The following is an 18,324-nucleotide window of genomic DNA, read 5'->3' as shown; positions in this document are numbered from 1 at the left end:
GCATCCAGCCGCCACACGCCCAGCCAATGCCACGCATCCAAGACGAAGAAGACGAGAGCCGCGACGACGATGACGAAGGCGGCTCGGGTGGCGGCCCGGTTTGGCGCCGACGCCTGCTGACGTGGGGGCTGCTCGGTGCCGCCTTGCTGCTGGGGTTCCTGATCCCCTACTTGCTGTACCTCAACCACGAGGTGGGCGAGCGCTTCGGCAAGCTGCGCTGGCAGGTGCCGACCCGGGTATACGCGCGGCCACTCTGGCTGCGGCAAGGGCTGGCGATGGATGCGCAAACCCTGCAGGGCGAGCTGGATGCGGCGTCCTATCACGCCGGTGACGGCCACCGCGCGGGCACTTACGCGCACAGCGGCGCACGCTGGCGGATTTCCAGCCGCGGTTACAGCGACGTGGATGGGCGAGTAGCACCGTCCGTACTGGAAGTGACGCTGGCCGCCGGCCAGGTCAACGCCATTCGCGACATTGCCGGGCGCCGCAACCTGCGCAGCGCGCGGATGGATCCGGCGCGGATCGCCACCCTGTACGGCCAGAATCAGGAAGAACGCCGGCTGGTGCGGATCGAGGAAGTGCCCGAGCTGATGGTGACCGGGCTGCAGGCGGTGGAAGACCGCGATTTCAACCACCATATCGGGATCGATATCGGCGGCATGCTGCGCGCCGCGTTCGTCAACGTGAAATCCGGCGGCGACACTCGCCAGGGAGCCAGCACGCTGACCCAGCAACTTGCGCGCAGCGGGCTGCTGGGCATCGGCAAAGAGCAGACCTACAGCCGCAAAGGCAAGGAAATCCTGTTCGCCCTGCTGCTGGAGGCGCGCTATGACAAGCGCACCATCCTCGAGGCCTACTTCAACCAGGTCGACCTGGGCCAGCGCGGCGCGCAGTCGATTCGCGGCGTGGCGGCGGCATCCGAATTCTGGTTCGGCAAAGAGCTGAAGGACCTGTCCACCGAGCAGATCGCGCTGCTGATCGGCATGGTGAAGGGGCCGTCCTGGTACAACCCGCGGCGCAACCCCGAGCGTGCCACCGATCGGCGCAATTTCGTGCTGGGCGCAATGCGGGAAACCAGGCTGATCACCGACGCCGAGTATCAGCGCGCGGTCAAGGCGCCGCTGGGCGTCACCGAAAATGCCGGCAACCTGGCCGCCAACCGGTTCCCCGCTTACGTGGATCTGGTGCGCAAGCAGCTGGCACGCGATTACCCGGCCGACAAGCTGTCGGGTGCCGGGCTTGCGGTGATGACCGGGATGTCGCCCACCGCGCAGGGCTATGCCGAGGGCGCCGTGGCAAATACGCTGCGGGCGCTGAGCACCAAGGGCCGGCCACCGCTGGAAGCCGGCCTGGTGGTGACCGACGTGCACAACGGCGACGTGCTGGCGGTGGTGGGCAGCCGCAACTTCACCGAGCCAGGCTTCAATCGCGCAGTCGATGCGCGCCGGCCGGTGGGGTCTTTGCTCAAACCGTTCGTGTACCTGCTGGCGCTGGCGCAGCCGGACAGGTGGTCGCTGGCCAGCAGCATCGACGACGGCCCGATCAGCATTGGCCTTGGCGGGGGGCGCACCTGGAAGCCCGGCAATTCCGATGGCCGCAGCCACGGCAGCGTGCACCTGATGGACGCGCTGGCGCAAAGCTACAACCAGGCCACGGTGCGCCTTGGCATGGACGTGCAGCCGCAGCGGTTGGCCACGTTGTTGCGCACGCTGGCGGGGATCACCGTTGAAGCGCAGCCATCGCTGATTTTGGGTGCGGTCGATCAAAGCCCGTATGCGATGGCGCAGCTCTACCAGTTCCTGGCCTCCGGCGGTGAAATCCAGCCCTTGCACGCGGTGCGTGGTGTGCTGGACGCGCAGGGACGCACGATCAAGCGCTATGACAGCGATGCACCGCCCGCGCAAAAAGGCGATGCGGTGGCGGCGCGGCTGGTGGGCAGCGCATTGCAGTACGCGGTGTCTTCCGGCACCGGTCACGCGTTGATCCGCGACGGCTTGGGCAGACTGGCACCGGCAGGAAAAACCGGAACCAGCAATGACAGTCGCGATAGCTGGTTTGCCGGTTACACCGGCGATCATCTGGCGGTGGTCTGGGTCGGCAACGACCAGAATCAGCCCACCGGCCTGTACGGCGCCACGGGCGGGATGCGCGTGTGGTCGAACATCTTCGCGAGGCTGCCAAGCGCCCCGCTGCGGCTGTCTGCCGATGGCATCGACTGGCGCTGGGTGCAGGATGGGCAAAGCACCGATGCCGATTGCCCGGACGCGCGCCGCTTCCCCTTCGTGGCTGGACATGCGCCGGCTTATCAGGAATGCGTGTTCGCACCGCCCCCACTGTTCGATGAATTCGGAAATCCGCTGCCGGAAACGCCGGTGGACGACGACATGGGGCCGCTGCAGCACGCCGGGCAGGCAATCCGCAATTTCTTCGGCGGGGGCGACCCGGGCAAGCAGGTGCCGGCACCGACCGAGCCGCCGCCGCGGCCCGCGCAGTGAGTCCAGAACAGGCGCCACGCACGCGGCTAGGGCGTGCCGTCAATGAGGTGTTGGGTGCCGATGCGGCGCTTGCGCAGGCATTGCCAGGCTTCACCCCGCGCCCGGCGCAGCAGCGGTTGGCGGTAGCGGTGGCTGAAGCGTTTGAAGAGCGGGGCGTGCTGCTGGCCGAAGCCGGCACCGGTACCGGCAAGACCTTTGCCTATCTGGTGCCCGTGCTGTTGTCGGGGATGAAGACGATCATCAGTACCGGCACCCGCGCGCTGCAGGACCAGCTCTATTTGCGCGACTTGCCGCGCGTGCGGGATGCGCTTGGCGTCGGCCTGAAAACCGCGTTGTTGAAAGGTCGTTCCAACTATCTTTGCCTGCAGCGCATGCACCAGGCCAAGGGCGAGCCGCGTTTTTCCAGCCGCGAGCAGGTATCGCAGTTCCAGCGCATCGTGGCGTGGAGCGGGCGCACGCGCAGTGGCGACCTATCCGAACTGGAATCGCTGCCGGAAGATTCACCGTTGCTGCCGCTGGTGACCTCCACCGCCGACAATTGCCTGGGCACCGACTGCCCGTTCTGGGGCGAATGCTTCGTGGTGCAGGCGCGCCAGCGTGCGCAAACGGCCGATGTGGTCGTGGTCAATCACCACCTGTTGCTGGCCGACCTGGCGCTGAAGCAGGAAGGCTTCGGCGAGATCCTGCCCGGCGCGCAGGCCTTCGTGGTGGACGAGGCGCACCAGCTGCCCGAGCTGGCCGCACAGTTCTTTGGCGAAGGCTTGGGCGCGCGGCCGTTGGTGGAGCTGGCGCGCGATGCCATGGCAGAGTGCAAGGACGTTTCCGGCGCGCTGGCCAGCGTGCAGGAACCGTCCCGCGCGCTGGAGGCGGCTGCGCGCGCGCTGCGGGTGGCGATGGACAATTTGCCGATACGCGGCACTGTTTGGCGTGCGCTGGACGAAGTGGACGTGGAGCCGGCGTTGCACGCGCTGGCCCACGCGCTGCAGGTGCTGCAAGATGCACTGGAGCCATTGCGGCAGGCCGCCCCCGGCCTGGACGCCTGCCATGCGCGGGCGAAGGATCAGTTGGCGCGCCTGCGGCGCTGGCTGGGCGAGGGTGAAATGGTGTCGGGGACATTTTCCGGGGGCAAGCCGCGAGAAGAAAATGTGCCTGACGCCATTTCGGTGCACTGGTATGAATTGACCCCGCGTGGCTTTCGCCTGCAGCGCACGCCGCTCGATGTGGCCGCGCCGCTGCGCGCGCATCGCGAGGCCTCGCACGCGTCGTGGGTGTTCACTTCCGCCACGTTGGCAGTGGCGGGCAGCTTCGATCACATCGCCCAGCGGCTTGGGATCGAAGCGGCGCGTGAACTGCTTGAACCCAGCCCCTTCGATTGGAACCGGCAGGCGCTGTGCTACCTGCCGCCGGGCTTGCCCGAGCCTGCTTCGCGCGATTACACAGTCACCTTGCTGGACGCGCTGCGACCGGTCCTGGACGCCTCGGGTGGGCGCGCCTTCCTGCTGTTTGCCTCGCACCGCGCCCTGCGCGAAGCGGCCGAGTTGCTGCGCGAGGCGCCGTGGCCGTTGTTCGTGCAGGGCACCGAGCCGCGCCATGTGCTGCTGCAGCGGTTCCGCGACTCCGGCAATGGCGTGCTGCTGGGCACGGCCAGCTTCCGCGAGGGCGTGGATGTGGCCGGCGATGCCCTGAGCGTGGTGGTCATCGACAAGCTCCCGTTTGCGGCGCCGGATGATCCTGTGTTCGAGGCGCGGCTGGACGCCATCCGGCGCGCCGGCGGCAATCCGTTCAGGGACGAACAGCTGCCGCAGGCGGTGATCGCGCTCAAGCAGGGGGCTGGCCGCTTGATCCGCACCGAGACCGATCGCGGCGTCCTGGTGCTCTGTGACCCGCGCCTGCTCGGGAAATCCTACGGCCGCACGTTTCTTGACTCACTGCCGCCATTGCCGAAAACGCGCGTATTGGCCGATGTACAAGCGTTTTTCGCGGATAATTGATCAATGAGACTGCTTGCATTTGAAACCGCCACCGAAGCGTGTTCCGTCGCGCTCTGGATCGACGGCCAGGTTCTTGAGCGCTTCGACATCGCGCCGCGCCGGCACACCGAATTGGCGCTGCCGTGGGCCGAGCAACTGCTGGCCGAAGCCGGCATGCGTCGCAGCCAGCTGGATGCCATTGCGGTCGGGCGCGGGCCGGGGGCGTTCACCGGCGTTCGCCTGGCCATCGCCATCTCCCAGGGGATTGCGCTGGCGCTGGAGCGTCCGCTGATTCCGGTCTCCACGTTGGCGGCACTGGCGATGCGCGGCTCCGGCGCACGCCGCATCGCGGCCATGGATGCGCGCATGGGCGACGTCTATCTGGGCACATTCGAGCGGGATGGCGGCGGCATTGCGTCCATCACCCCGGAAGTCGTGGTCAAGCCGGAGGCTGCCGATATTCCGCAGGGCGATGACTGGCAGGGCGTTGGTACCGGATTTGCGGCGGCGGATGGCGCCTTGCAAGGCCGCTTTGGCGCGCGCCTGGCCAGCGTGGATGCGCTGGCGTTGCCACATGCAGCAGACGTGGCCCGGCTGGCCGCATTGGCGTTTGCGCGTGGCGAGGGGCTGGCCCCCGAGTCTGTCGAGCCGGCGTATCTGCGCAACGACGTGGCGCTGACGCTGGCCCAGCAGCAGGCCTTGCGGCGGTGAAATGCCCCCTTGACATTGGTTTTGGCTATCCTGCCTGTGCCGTTTCATGGCAATGGGAGGAGATGTGAAGGTCAGTATGTTGCTGTTTGCATTGGCGCTGGCAGCAGTGCCGGTAATGGCCGAGGACGTGCCGTTCAATGGCCGCATCCTCGATGTCGCCGCAGACCAGGACGCGCGTCCGATCCTGCGCATGGTGGGGTCCAGGTATTCCTTCCCGCGCCAGCCAGAGCAGACCATCAGCCAGGCGCAAGCCTGCCTGGCCGGGCAGGGGGGCGTCACCGTGGTGTCGGCCGATCCCGAGCAGGGCCAGCTGGTCGCCACTCTGCGCGTCGACTATCGCGCGGTGTTTTCGGCACGTGCGATCAGCAGCCGGATGCAGCTCGACGCGGGTCCAGGCTATTTCCAGATCACCCAGACGGATCTGGGCGATGCAGCGGGTTCATTCGGTGGCGATCAGACCGACGCGCCCACCCCGCTGACGCAGAAGTCCGGCGGCTGGGAAAAAGCGCTGGATGCCCTGGTGCAGAGCGAGAACAAGCTCGTCGATTGCCTGTATCGCTGAAGGCAGGCGTCAGCGATCCACCAGCGCGCCGCCGGGCATGAATTGCCAGGTTCGGGTGACGTGCAGGATGTCGGGGTCATCGGCCGTTTTCGGCAGCGGGGCGAATGGTTCGGACAGCTTGACGATGCGCATTGCGGCATCGTCAAGCATCGGGATGTTGCTGGAACGGACGATGCGCACGCTTTCCACGCTGCCGTCGCGGCGCACGCCCACGCTGATCACCACCAGTCCGCCGATATGGCGGCGGCGCGCTTCGTCGGGATAGTTCAGGTTGCCGACCCGCTCCACTCGCGCCACCCAGCTGCGCAGATACTGCGCCCATGCATATTCCTTGGTGCTGGCGGAGACAAACTTGCGCTTCGGCCGCTTGGCATAATCCGCCGAGCGCAACTGGATTTCGGCCGCCAGTCTGGCCATTTCGATGTCGCGGTCGATTTTTTCGCGCCCGGGCGGGCGGTCATCCGGCGCTGATTCGGCCATTGGCCTGGGCTGTGGCAATGCCCTCTCGCCGCGGGTGGATGCTGCCACGCGCGCCTCCTGCGGCGGGCTTGGGGTTGGCGATTGCGCGTGCAGTGGCCGCGGGGCCAGGCCGTCCCTGGGCTGCGGCAGAGGGCCGGCCTGCGGCGCGCCGGGGCGACTGCTCGTGTCCTGCTCGCCGCCGCCCTGGTTGTTGGCCTGGGCGAGGAAATCCGCCTGCGCCGGGGTCAGCGGCGTCTGCGTGCGGGTCTGGATCACGTCCAGGGTAGGGACCAGCGGCGCGGCATCCTCCACCGAAAAGCCGATGCCCAGGATCACCATCGCGTGCAGCAGCAGCGACAGCACCACGGTGGCGCGCAGCCTCTCGACTTCACCGAGGCGCGGTGCGGGCAGCGCCGGCGGGGCAGCCTGTGCAGCCATCAGCGGTGGGCAATGGCTTCGATGCGGTCGAACAGCAGCCCGGCGATGTTCAGCCCGAACTGCGCGTCCAATTCGCGGATGCAGGTGGGGCTGGTGACGTTGACCTCGGTGAGGTAGTCGCCGATCACGTCCAGGCCCACGAACAGCATGCCGCGCCGCTGCATCTCCGGGCCGACCTGCGCCGCGATCCAGCGGTCACGCTCGCTCAGCGGGCGGCCTTCACCGCGCCCGCCTGCGGCGAGATTGCCGCGAAATTCGTCGCCCTGCGGGATCCGCGCCAGGCAATAGTCCACCGGCTCGCCATCCACCAGCAGGATGCGCTTGTCGCCCTGCGCGATTTCGGGCAAGTAGCGCTGCGCCATCGCCAGGTGACGGCCGCCGTCGGTCAGGGTTTCCAGGATCACGTTGAGGTTCGGCTCGGCGGCGCGGGCGCGGAAGATCGAGCGCCCGCCCATGCCGTCCAGCGGCTTGAGCACCGCCTCGCCCTGCGCGTTGACGAAGGCCTTGAGTGCGGCGTTGTCGCGGCTGACCAGCGTCGGTGGGCAACATTGCGGGAAGTGCAGTGCGGTCAGCTTTTCGTTGAAATCGCGCAGCCCCTGCGGGTTGTTCACCACCAGCGCGCCTTGCCGGTTGGCCAGGTCCAGGATCTGGGTGTCATGCAGATAGTTGGCATCCACCGGCGGATCGGTGCGCATCAGCACCACGTGGCCGGGGCCGAACACGAGGTCGGACCAGTCGCCCAGCGTGTGGTGGTCGCCTGCCCGTTCGCGCACCTGCAGTGGCGCGGCGCGGGCGATCGCCCGGGCGTCGCGCACCGCCAGTCCGCCCGGGCGCACGTAGTGCAGGCGGTGGCCACGGCGCTGGGCTTCCAGCAGCATGGCGAAGGTGGAGTCCTTGGCGGTTTTGATGAACCCGATCGGATCCATGACGACCACGACGTCGAGTGGCGCTGCTTGTGGCATTTTCCAGTGTCCCGGGCAGGGTGCCGGGATGGTAGCAGGCAGCCGCCCCCGCCTTCCGATCTGCGCAATGGTGCTTGACATGCCGGCCACGGACTCGGATAAAGATAGCCATATCGCGCGCTGGCGCGGCGAATAACGATCGCGCAAGGGGATTACATGGCGCAGCAGGACGATGCAGGCATCAGCCTCCAGGGGTTGAGGGTGATGGTCATTGATGATTCCAGGACGATCCGTCGCACGGCGGAGACGTTGCTGGCGCGGGAAGGCTGCGAGGTTGCCACCGCGACCGACGGCTTTGAGGCACTGTCGAAGATTGCCGACCACAATCCGCAGATCATTTTCGTGGACATCATGATGCCGCGCCTGGACGGGTATCAGACCTGCGCGCTCATCAAGAACAACCAGACCTTCAAAAGTGTGCCGGTGATCATGCTTTCATCCAAGGACGGTTTGTTTGACAAGGCGAGAGGCCGTATCGTCGGCTCCGAGCAATACCTGACCAAGCCGTTTACGCGGGAAGAACTGCTTGGCGCCATCCGTACATACGTCAACGCCTGACCGGGGGGTAAGGCATTCATGGCACGCATTCTGTTGATCGAGGATTCGCCGACCGAAGCCGCGGTCATGGTTCAGTTGCTGGAACGCAACGGGCACCAAGTGACAACCGCAGGCAGCGCCGAGGACGGTATTGCAAGTTGCAAGCGCGACCAGCCGGATCTGGTGCTGATGGACATCATCCTGCCAGGCATGAACGGGTTCCAGGCCACCCGCGCGCTGACCCGTGACGCGACCACCAGCCATATCCCGGTGCTGATCATCAGCACCAAGGGGTTGGAGACCGATCGCGTCTGGGGCATGCGCCAGGGCGCAAAGGACTACATCGTCAAGCCGCCGCGCGAAGCCGAGCTGGTCGCGCGGATCAGCGCATTGATCGGGCACTGAGCATGGCCAAGCGCGGCAAACACAAGCAAAAGGGCCGGCAGGAAGCGGTATCTCCGCCCACGCAAGCGCCGCAGGCTGGCGTCGCAGCGGAGGCGGCAGCAGACGCTGCGGCGGCTGATGTTGCGCAATCCGCTGCGGACGCTTCCGCGCAGGCGTCAGCCGATGACATGCCGCAAGCGGCCAGTGCGCCAGTGGCGGTCGCCAAGCCCGCAGCGGCGCGCATGCCGCGCGATGCGCGCTCCCCGTTCCTGGTGCTGGCCGATTACGAACAGCGCAGCCTGGCCCACGTGGCCGGCCTGCCCGAGCAGTTGGATGCCCCCGGCCTGTGGCGCGGCGTGGCCTATCGGGTGGGGTCGCACCGGCTGGCGTCCGGTTTCGGTGAAGTCGTGGAAATCCTGCCGATGCCGGCACTGACCCATGTGCCCGGCTCGCTGCCGTGGCTGCTGGGCGTGGCCAATATCCGCGGCACCCTGTTGCCGGTGGTCGATTTGAAGCAGTTCCTCGAAGGCGAGCGCACCGTGCTGCACGAAAAGCAGCGCGTGCTGGTGGTGCGCCAGCCGGGCGGCGACGTCGCCGTGACCATCGATGAGCTGTACGGCCAGCGCAGTTTCGTCGATGCCCAGGGCATCGATGCAACCGCAATCGTCGAGGGGCGCTACGCGCACTTCGTCGAACGCGCCTACCGCATGAACGACCAGGACTGGGGCGTGTTCAGCCTCGAGCGCCTGGCCCGCACTCCCGAATTTCGCCAAGCCGCCGCCTAATCCGCGGACACCCAAGCAAGCCGAGGTCGCAAGATGAGCAATATGATGGATTCCGCCGCCGGCAAGGGCCGCAATCTCAGCACCAACTTCTGGATCTGGTTGCTGATCGGTTCGCTGCTGGTGTTCGCCGGCAACACCCTGTACGCCACCACCAAGGCCTCGCGCCTGGGCGGTGCCAGTACTGCGGCTTCGCGCTTGCAGTTGAATTCGCAGCGATTGGCCAACCAGGGGCGAGAGGCGATCGACGGCAACGGGCAGGCGTTCGATGCGTTCAAGGCCACCAAGGGCGAGATCGATGCCGACATCAAATGGCTGAACGACCGCTTTGGCGATGCCGCCGACGTGTCGGGGCCCATTGGCACGGTCAGCGGCACCTGGAGCCCATTGGCGAAGCGTGCCGATGAGGTCATGGGCTCGCAGCAGGCGGTGCTGGCGCTGTCCGGCCACGCCGACAGCTTCACCGGCAAGGTGCCGCAGCTGCAGGCGCAGCTCAACGAAGTGGTGCGCGGGCTGACGTCCGGCGGCGCGACGTCGGCACAGGTGTTCACCGCGCTGAATCAGGTGGTGACCTCGGCCACCATGGCCCGCCGCATCGCCGAGCTGCGCGCTGGCGGTGATGGTGCGCAGGTGGCCGCGGACGCGCTCGGGCGCGACGCGGCGGTGTTCGATCGACAGATGAACGTATTGATCAACGGCGGTGGTGACATCGCCAAGGTCAGCGCAGGCGGGGCGATCGGCCCGCTGAACCAGGCCAATGTGTTGTGGCAGGGAATGAAAAAGGATCTCGACGCCATCGTCGGTGATTCGCGCAAGCTGATCGGCGCGCAGGCGTCCGCCGCCGCGCTGGCGACCGGCTCCGACAAATTGCTTGAGGACAGCGAAAGCCTGTTCGCCGCATTCACCTCGTTCGGCTCGCTCAAGGACACCAGCGTCATCGGTGGCGTCTGGGTCAGCATCCTGTCCGGCGTGGTCGCGCTGTTCTCGATCGTCGGCCTGCTGTGGGCCCTCGGGCGCGCACAGCGCATTCGCTACCAGACCACCAAGGAACTGAACGACCGTAATCAGGAGGCGATCATGCGCCTGCTGGACGAAATGGGCTCGCTCGCGGAAGGCGATTTGACGGTGAAGGCCACCGTGACCGAGGACATGACCGGCGCGATCGCCGACTCCATCAACTTCGCGGTGGAACAGCTGCGCACCCTGGTGGCCACGATCAACGACACCTCGGTGCAGGTGGCCGCCAGCGCGCAGGAAACCCAGGCAACCGCCATGCACCTGGCCGATGCAGCAGAGCATCAGGCGCAGGAAATCAACTCCGCCACCGATCGCATCAACGAGATCGCCTCCAGCATTAACCAGGTGTCGCGCAACTCCGCCACGTCGGCCGAGGTGGCCCGCCGCTCGGTGCAGATCGCGACCAACGGCGCCGGCGTGGTGCGCCAGACCATTGCCGGCATGGACAGCATCCGCGACCAGATCCAGGAGACCTCCAAGCGCATCAAGCGCCTGGGCGAGAGCTCGCAGGAAATCGGCTCGATCGTGGAACTGATCAACGACATTTCCGAGCAGACCAACATCCTGGCGCTGAACGCGGCCATCCAGGCGGCATCGGCCGGTGAAGCAGGCCGCGGGTTCGCGGTGGTGGCCGACGAAGTGCAGCGCCTCGCAGAACGCTCGTCGAATGCGACCAAGCGCATCGAATCGCTGGTGCAGACCATTCAGGCCGATACCAACGAAGCGGTCAGCTCGATGGAGCAGACCACTTCGGAAGTGGTCGCGGGTGCGCGCCTGGCCGAAGACGCGGGTACCGCGCTGGGCGAGATCGAAAAGGTGTCGTCCGATTTGTCCGGGCTGATTGAGGGCATCTCGGTGGCGGCGCAGGAGCAGTCCAGCGCAGCAACCAACATCACCCAAACCATGAACACGATCCAGTCGATCACCGCGCAGACGTCGCAGGGCGCCAGCCAGACCGCCGAGTCGATCGGTAACCTGGCCCAGCTCGCGGCCGACCTGCGTCGCTCGGTCGCCGACTTCAAGCTGCCCGCCTGACGCCGGACTTGCACGGATTAGCACAGGGATCGGGATGAATAGCACCCACCACGCCAGCATTGCGTACCGAAGCCTTGGCGGAGTCTCGCCATGACGACGGCGCTGCGGGATGCCATCGACCACACCGCGCTCGGCTGGGTGAAGCCCGAGATCGACGAAGCGCTGCGCCAGGCGCGGATCGAACTCGAAGCCTTTGCTGAAGCGCCATCCGACGCCTCGCCCATGCTCACCTGCGTGGGTCACCTGCATCAGGTGCAGGGCACGTTGCGCATGCTCGAGCTGCAGACACCGGCGATGGTGGCTGCGGAAATGGAGCAGCTGGCGGGCGCGCTGCACGATGGCGGGCTGGCTGGCGGCGATGAGCCACTGGCCGTGCTGATGCGCGGACTGGTGCAGTTGCCCGACTACCTGGAACGCCTGCAGGGCGGCCATCGCGACATCCCGATCGTGCTGCTGCCGTTGATCAACGAGTTGCGTGCGGCGCGCGGCGCGCAGCCCATGCAGCAGGACGCCCTGCCCAGTTTGCTGGTCGCGCCCACCGATGCCGAGTTGGAGCACGCGCGCGGCAGTCTGGCCGGGCGCAACCGGGCGCTGTTGGACACGGTGTCGTCGGCGCTGAAGGAAGACCTGCTGAAGGTCAAGGACGCGCTTGATCTCTACCTGCGCGGCAGCCAGGGCAACGTGCACGAATTGCTGCCACAGGTCGAAGCGCTGGATCGGATCGGCGAGACCCTGGGGATGCTCGGGCTGGCGAGCGCCCGGGCAGTGGTGCAGGAACAGCGCAGGCTGGTGAACGACATCGCCACGGGTGCGCGGCCCGCCAGTGAAAATGATCTGCTGGACGTGGCCGGCGCGCTGATCTACATCGACCATTCGCTGGACGATCAGGTGGCCCAGCTGGGCAGCGACGATGCCGCTGGCCACGCTGGTGATGCGCTGGCGCAGGAGTCGCAAAAGGTCATGGGCGCGTTGACCCGCGCCGCAGTGGGCAATTTCAACGAAGTGCGCAATGCCTTTGTGGCGTTCGTGGAGACCGACTGGGACCATGCGGCGTTGGAGTCCGTGCCGCGCCTGTTGGCCGAGGTGACCGGGGCACTGCAGATCCTCGAGCAGCAGGAGCCTGCCGGGTATCTGGAAGCACTGCGTCGCTACTGCCAGGACGAGCTGATCGCGCGCAAGCAAATCCCGGGAGGTCGCCAGCTGGACACGCTGGCTGACGCATTGGCCGGCATGGAGTATTACCTCGAGTCCATGCACGACCCCTTGGGCCAGCGCCTGGATCTGCTGGAAAAAATCCGCGTCAGCCTCGAGGCGCTGCATTACTGGCCGCTGCCTGCCGTCCGGCAGGCAGCGCCGGCCACCACGCAATCCGCGCAGCTTGCGGATGAGCAAGCAATGCCGGCGGCGGAGCCTGCGCCTGTCGGGCCTGCTCCTGCAAACGCGACCGAGAGCGCCGATGACGCTGCTGACGAGGTGCCGGCGCCTGTTGCGGCCTCCGTCTCGGTGGGCATTGCTCCTGCCGCAGGCAGCATCGATGCGGGTTTCGAGTCGGCGGGAGACGAGATCGACGACGAAATCCGCGACATCTTCCTGGAGGAATTCCAGGAGGAAATCGCCAATCTCGGCACGCTGTTGCCCACGTGGCGGCTGACCCCGGACGACATGGAAACGCTGCGCCCGATCCGGCGCGTGTTCCACACGCTGAAAGGCAGCGGTCGCTTGGTGGGTGCCAAGGTGCTCGGCGAATTCAGCTGGCACGTCGAGAACATGCTCAACCGCGTGCTGGACGGCTCGCGGCCGGCCAGCCATGCAGTGGTGGCATTCGTCGCACAGACGCATGCGCTGTTGCCGCAGCTGCATGCGGCACTGCGTGGAGAGGCTGCGCTTGACGTGGACATGGCCACGCTGGAAACGGTGGCCGACCGCCTGGCGGCCGGCGAAGACGTCGTGCTGACTGCGGCAGTCAACGTCGAGGAGGCATCGGACGGCGCCGCGCCTGCGGTGACAGACGACGCATTGGCGGCAACCGCCGGGGAGTCCTGCGAATCGGCAACCGTGTCGGTCTCCGTGGATCCGGTGCTGCTGGAAATCCTGGGAACCGAGGTCGGTGGCCATCTGGAAACCGTCGATGCCTGGCTGGCGCAGGCACGCGCTGGCAGCGCCGACGTCAGTGATGCGTTGATCCGCGCCATCCATACGCTCAATGGCGCGTTTGCGATGACCGAAGTTCCGTCGGTCACGGCGTTCACTTCGCCTTTGGAAGGTTACGTCAAGCGGCTGTCGGCGGCGCATGTGCCGGCTGATGCCCATGGCATTGCCGCGCTGGCCGAGGTGGCTGAAGCGGTGCGTGCCACGATTCTTGCGCTGCAATCTGCGCCAGCGCATGTTCCCGTTTACGCCATCCTTGCGGCGCACGTGGCTTCCCTGCGTGATGCATTGCCGGAGGCCAGCGTGCCGTTCCTGCAGGCTGGGCAGCCGGAGATCGAGCGTCAGGCGGCTGAAGTGGCCGCCCGGCGCGAAGCCGAACGCCTTGCCGCCGAGCAGGCCGAAGCCGAACGCGTTGCCGCTGAACAGGCCGAAGCCGAACGCCTTGCCGCCGAACAGGCCGAAGCCGAACGCCTTGCCGCCGAGCAAGCCGAAGCCGAACGCCTTGCCGCCGAACAGGCCGAAGCCGAACGCCGTGCCGCTGAACAGGCCGAAGCCGAACGCCGTGCCGCTGAACAGGCCGAAGCCGAACGCGTTGCCGCCGAACAGGCCGAAGCCGAACGCCGTGCCGCCGAGCAGGCCGAAGCCGAACGCGTTGCCGCTGAACAGGCCGAAGCCGAACGCCTTGCCGCCGAACAGGCCGAAGCCGAACGCGTTGCCGCCGAGCAGGCCGAAGCCGAACGCGTTGCCGCTGAACAGGCCGAAGCCGAACGCCTTGCCGCCGAGCAGACCGAAGCCGAACGCGTTGCCGCTGAACAGGCCGAAGCCGAACGCGTTGCCGCCGAACAGGCCGAAGCCGAACGCCTTGCCGCCGAACAGGCCGAAGCCGAACGCCTTGCCGCTGAACAGGCCGAAGCCGAACGCCTTGCCGCCGAACAGGCCGAAGCCGAACGCGTTGCCGCCGAGCAGGCCGAAGCCGAGCGCCTTGCCGCTGAACAGGCCGAAGCCGAACGCGTTGCCGCCGAGCAGGCCGAAGCCGAGCGCCTTGCCGCCGAGCAGGCCGAAGCCGAACGCGTTGCCGAGGAAGAAGCGATTCGCCTGGAGGCCGAGCGCCTTGCCTTCGAGCAGGCCGAAGCCGAGCGTCTCGCGGCTGAGCAGGCAGACCTTGAGCGCGCTGCAGCGGAACGGATCGAAGCCGAGCGTCTCGCCGCCGAGCAAGCGGCCGCTGAAGAGGCTGCCCGGCGTGAAGCCGAGCGCCAGGAAGCCGAGCGGATCGTGGCCGCACGCGCAGAAGCCGAGCGCCTGGAAGCCGCACGTCTGGAGGCTGAGCGTCGCGAAGCCGAGCGTCTGGCTGCAGAGCGCCGTGCTGCTGAAGCGGCGGCGATTGCCAAGGCGCGCGAGCAGGCGGCGTTGGCCGCATTGCAGTCGGCGGGAAGTTCTGCAGAAGATCCCGACGAAGCGTTGGATACCAGCGAGCTCGATCTCGAGCTGGTGGATATCTTCGTCGAGGAGGCCGGCGATCTGCTGGATCACTCCGACGGCTTGCTGGCACAGCTTCGCGAAACGCCGGATGACAACGAGCTGGTCACTGGCCTGCAACGCGATTTGCACACGCTGAAAGGCGGCGCACGCATGTCCGGGATGATGCCGGCAGGCGAGCTTGGCCACGCGATGGAGACATTGCTGGAAGCAGTGGCGGCGCAGCGCGTCGAATTGGGCGCTGATGGCGTGTCGTTGCTGGAGCGCGGCTTTGACCGCCTGCATGGAATGAACACCCGCATCGCTGCCCGGCGTGCGATCGGCATGCCGGTCGGATTGATCGAAGCCTTCAATGCGCGTGCCGAGAAACGCGTTGCCGTGGTTCCGGAAGTCGTCGAGCCGGAGGCCGTGGACACCGCGTCCGCAGAACACGCGGCGGAGCCCCGCTTCGTGCCGGCTCCGGTGCGGCCGGCACCGCTCAAACCCCTGTCCGAGCCGATCAACCACGACGGATTCATCGAAGACGACGAAATCGGAGTGCGCGCGCCGCAAGAGCAGGTGCGCATCCGTGCCGACCTGCTCGACAAGCTGGTCAATTACGCGGGCGAGGTGGCGATCTACCGCGCGCGGTTGGAACAGCAGTTGGCGGCGTTCCGCGGCACCGCGCAGGAAATGGAGCAGACCAACCTTCGCCTGCGCGACCAGCTGCGCCGACTTGACGCGGAAACCGAGGCGCAGATCATCGCCCGCTTCCAGCGCGAGAACGATACGGGCAACGAAGCATTTGATCCGTTGGAGCTGGATCGTTTCAGCACCCTGCAACAGCTCTCGCGCGCGCTGGCCGAATCGGCCACCGACTTGCAGAGCCTGCACGGGTCGATGGATGACCTGACCCGCCAATACGAGACCCTGCTGACCCAGCAGTCGCGGGTCAGCTCGGAACTGCAGGAAGGCCTCATGCGCACGCGCATGCTGCCGTTCGACTCGTTGGTGCCGCGCCTGCGCCGCGTGATCCGCCAGGCGGCTGGCGAAACCGGCAAGCAGGCCCAGCTCAGGCTGGAAGGGGCACAGGGCGAACTCGATCGCAACGTGCTGGAGCGCATGACCGCGCCGCTGGAACACATGCTGCGCAATGCCATCGCCCATGGCCTGGAATCGCCGGACGCGCGCATTGCCGCCGGCAAGCCGGCGGAAGGCAGCATCCGCGTCGCGGTGCGCCGCGAAGGGTCGGAAGTCGTTCTGCAGATTGCCGACGATGGTGCCGGCCTCAACCGTGCCGCAATCCGCGCGCGTGGCATCGAGCGCGACCTGATCAAGCCGGAGACGGAGCTGACCGACAGCGAGCTGGATCAGCTGATCATGCAGCCCGGGTTCTCCACTGCCGAGACCGTCAGCCGGTTGGCAGGCCGTGGCGTGGGCATGGACGTGGTGGCCAGTGAAGTGCGCCAGCTGGGCGGCTCCATCGACATTGCGTCCCGCCCAGGCGAGGGCACGACGTTCACCCTGCGCTTGCCGCAGACCCTGGCGGTGACTCAAGCGGTGTTCGTCAAGATCGGCGACACCGAATACGCGGTCCCGATCGCCTCGGTGCGCGGCGTGGGGCGCATCAGCCGCGAAGACATTGCCAAGCCGGACGCCGGATACCGCTACGGTGGCGAGGACTATGTGCTGCACGACCTCGGCGCGCTGGTGGGGGCTCCGATGGCCAAGGCCGAAGGCCATCTGCAGATGCCTTTGCTGCTGGTGCGGTCGGGTGACCTGCATGCGGCGGTGGCGGTGGACCAGGTGGTGGGCAGCCGGGAAATCGTGGTCAAGGCCGGTGGCCCGCAGCTGACGTCGGTGCCTGGCATCTTCGGCGCAACCATCATGGGCGATGGCCGCGTGGTGGTGATTCTGGACGTTGCCCCGTTGGTGCGGCGGAATGCGGCGGCAACGCCGCTGCATGCGGCGCCTCAGCTGCCCGCGGCCGAGCAGCGCCGGGTGCCGCTGGTCATGGTGGTGGACGACTCGGTCACCATGCGCAAGGTCACCGGGCGCGTGCTGGAGCGCCACAGCTTCGAGGTGGCCACTGCGAAGGATGGCATCGATGCCCTGGAACGCATGGCGGAAGTCGTCCCCGACCTGATGCTGCTCGACATCGAAATGCCGCGCATGGACGGCTACGAACTGGCGACTGCGATGAAGGCCGACCCGCGCCTGCGCAACGTGCCGATCGTGATGATCACGTCGCGCACCGGCGAGAAGCACCGCCAGCGCGCGCTTGAGCTCGGGGTTGAGCGCTACCTCGGCAAGCCCTACCAGGAGGCCGAGCTGATGCGCAACGTGTTCGAGCTGCTGGGGCTGGAGCGCGTGAGCGACGGTAGCCTGCAATGAGCGGTCCGCGCGTGGTGGTACTGGCGCGCATGGGCGCCGCGCGCGACCGTACCCAAGTGGCCGTGCGCGAGGCGGGCGCAGAGCTGGTGGCCACGCTGGATCCAACCGACGCCACCGAGGCCGACGTTCGCGCGGCTGAACCCGTCGCGGTGGTGGTGGTGCTCGACCCGGTGGCCGAGTTCGCGCTCGACAAGTTCGATGCACTGCTGGCCGATCCGGGCCTGGACATCGTGTTTGATGAAGCCGACGTGGCGGCCAGGCGCGACGGCTGGGAAGCCGCGCGCTGGGCGCGGCACCTGGCGGCAAAACTGCACGGGCATGGTGACGTGCTGCCGGCTGCCCCAAGCCGGGAAGTGCCGCACAATTTCAGTCAGGAAATGGAAGCGCTGACCCTGAAAGTCGCGTCGCTGCCTGACGTCCCGCAAGCGCCATCGCATCCCGCTCCGCTTGCGAGTGGCGCCGTGGTGATTGCCGCAGGCGTTGGCGGGCCGGATGCGGTGCGCCAGCTGCTGGCCTGCCTGCCTGCCGGCTTCCCGCGCCCGGTATTGCTGCGTCAGCGCGTCGATGGCGGGCAGTACGACAAACTGGTGCGGCAGATGCAGCGCGCCACGTTGATGCAGGTGGTGCTTGCGCAGCCGGGCGACGTGGCGCAGCCCGGCACCGTGCATGTCCTCCAGGATGGGCTGGATGTGCAGCAGGTGGAGGACGCCGTGGTGTTCGTGGCGGCTGCCGGCGAACCGCGCTTTTCCTCCCTGCGTTCCGGCGATAGCGCGGTGCTTCTGCTCAGTGGCGCTGATCCGGTGCTTGTGGACGTGGCACTGACGGTGCGCCTGGGCGGTGGTCTTGGCTACGGCCAGGCCCCGGAGAACTGTTTCGATCCTGCCGCCAGCAATGCGCTGGTGGCGCGCGGCGGCGAGTCGCGCAGCCTTGCCGAACTTTCACGTCACCTGTTGCAGCGCTGGTCCGCCTGAGGTT

The 18,324-nt window shown here is 67.1% G+C and carries 12 protein-coding genes; 10 read left to right on the top strand and 2 right to left on the bottom strand.

From position 1 onward, the window contains the following. Positions 1 to 26: 26 nt before the first annotated feature. The 4 genes from mrcB (at position 27) to LIW09_RS09915 (ending at position 5,738) form a co-directional block, all read left to right on the top strand. Positions 27 to 2,495 carry a penicillin-binding protein 1B gene (mrcB, locus tag LIW09_RS09930; RefSeq protein ID WP_256645466.1) on the top strand — a complete coding sequence of 823 codons (2,469 nt, stop codon included), beginning with the start codon at positions 27 to 29 and terminating at the stop codon, positions 2,493 to 2,495. A gap of 47 nt (positions 2,496 to 2,542) precedes the next feature. After that, positions 2,543 to 4,486: a DNA repair helicase YoaA gene (gene yoaA / locus LIW09_RS09925; protein WP_256647217.1), complete on the top strand. Its 1,944-nt coding sequence runs from the start codon at positions 2,543 to 2,545 to the stop codon at positions 4,484 to 4,486. Positions 4,487 to 4,489: 3 nt separating this feature from the next. Next, positions 4,490 to 5,176 carry a tRNA (adenosine(37)-N6)-threonylcarbamoyltransferase complex dimerization subunit type 1 TsaB gene (gene tsaB / locus LIW09_RS09920; protein WP_256645465.1) on the top strand — a complete coding sequence of 229 codons (687 nt, stop codon included), beginning with the start codon at positions 4,490 to 4,492 and terminating at the stop codon, positions 5,174 to 5,176. 64 nt (positions 5,177 to 5,240) lie between these two features. Further along, on the top strand, positions 5,241 to 5,738 hold the full coding sequence (locus LIW09_RS09915; protein ID WP_256645464.1) for a hypothetical protein: 498 nt from the start codon (positions 5,241 to 5,243) through the stop codon (positions 5,736 to 5,738). A 9-nt stretch (positions 5,739 to 5,747) separates the two neighbouring features. Here LIW09_RS09915 and LIW09_RS09910 read toward each other — a convergent pair whose 3' ends face one another. After that, complete coding sequence (locus LIW09_RS09910) at positions 5,748 to 6,635, bottom strand: energy transducer TonB (protein ID WP_256645463.1); 888 nt, start codon at positions 6,633 to 6,635, stop codon at positions 5,748 to 5,750. Next, positions 6,635 to 7,597 carry a glutathione synthase gene (gene gshB, locus LIW09_RS09905; protein ID WP_256645462.1) on the bottom strand — a complete coding sequence of 321 codons (963 nt, stop codon included), beginning with the start codon at positions 7,595 to 7,597 and terminating at the stop codon, positions 6,635 to 6,637. The genes LIW09_RS09910 and gshB overlap by 1 nt, the downstream gene beginning before the upstream one ends. 156 nt (positions 7,598 to 7,753) lie before the next feature. Here gshB and pilG point away from each other — a divergent pair, with 156 nt between their 5' ends. The 6 genes from pilG to LIW09_RS09875 all read left to right on the top strand — a co-directional run bounded on the left by pilG (position 7,754) and on the right by LIW09_RS09875 (position 18,320). After that, positions 7,754 to 8,155, top strand: a complete 402-nt coding sequence (gene pilG / locus LIW09_RS09900; protein WP_256645461.1) for a twitching motility response regulator PilG — start codon at positions 7,754 to 7,756, stop codon at positions 8,153 to 8,155. An 18-nt stretch (positions 8,156 to 8,173) separates the two neighbouring features. Continuing rightward, positions 8,174 to 8,539, top strand: coding sequence for a response regulator transcription factor (locus LIW09_RS09895; RefSeq protein ID WP_256645460.1), 366 nt, complete (start codon positions 8,174 to 8,176; stop codon positions 8,537 to 8,539). Positions 8,540 to 8,760: 221 nt separating this feature from the next. Beyond that, positions 8,761 to 9,303 (top strand): chemotaxis protein CheW, encoded by a 543-nt coding sequence (locus LIW09_RS09890; protein WP_256647216.1) that lies wholly within the window; start codon positions 8,761 to 8,763, stop codon positions 9,301 to 9,303. Positions 9,304 to 9,336: 33 nt separating this feature from the next. Beyond that, positions 9,337 to 11,352: a methyl-accepting chemotaxis protein gene (locus LIW09_RS09885; RefSeq protein ID WP_256645459.1), complete on the top strand. Its 2,016-nt coding sequence runs from the start codon at positions 9,337 to 9,339 to the stop codon at positions 11,350 to 11,352. A 90-nt stretch (positions 11,353 to 11,442) separates the two neighbouring features. Beyond that, positions 11,443 to 17,349 carry an Hpt domain-containing protein gene (locus tag LIW09_RS09880; RefSeq protein ID WP_256645458.1) on the top strand — a complete coding sequence of 1,969 codons (5,907 nt, stop codon included), beginning with the start codon at positions 11,443 to 11,445 and terminating at the stop codon, positions 17,347 to 17,349. Continuing rightward, entirely contained in the window at positions 17,346 to 18,320 is a 975-nt protein-coding gene (locus LIW09_RS09875) for a chemotaxis protein CheB (protein ID WP_256645457.1), read from the top strand. Before LIW09_RS09880 ends, LIW09_RS09875 begins: the two co-directional genes overlap by 4 nt. Positions 18,321 to 18,324: the final 4 nt, after the last annotated feature.

Origin of the sequence: Thermomonas paludicola, assembly GCF_024498955.1 — a bacterium.
Taxonomy (GTDB): domain Bacteria; phylum Pseudomonadota; class Gammaproteobacteria; order Xanthomonadales; family Xanthomonadaceae; genus Thermomonas; species Thermomonas paludicola.
The sequence above is the reverse complement of the archived record's forward strand: the minus strand, read 5'-3'. Positions and strand labels throughout refer to the sequence as shown.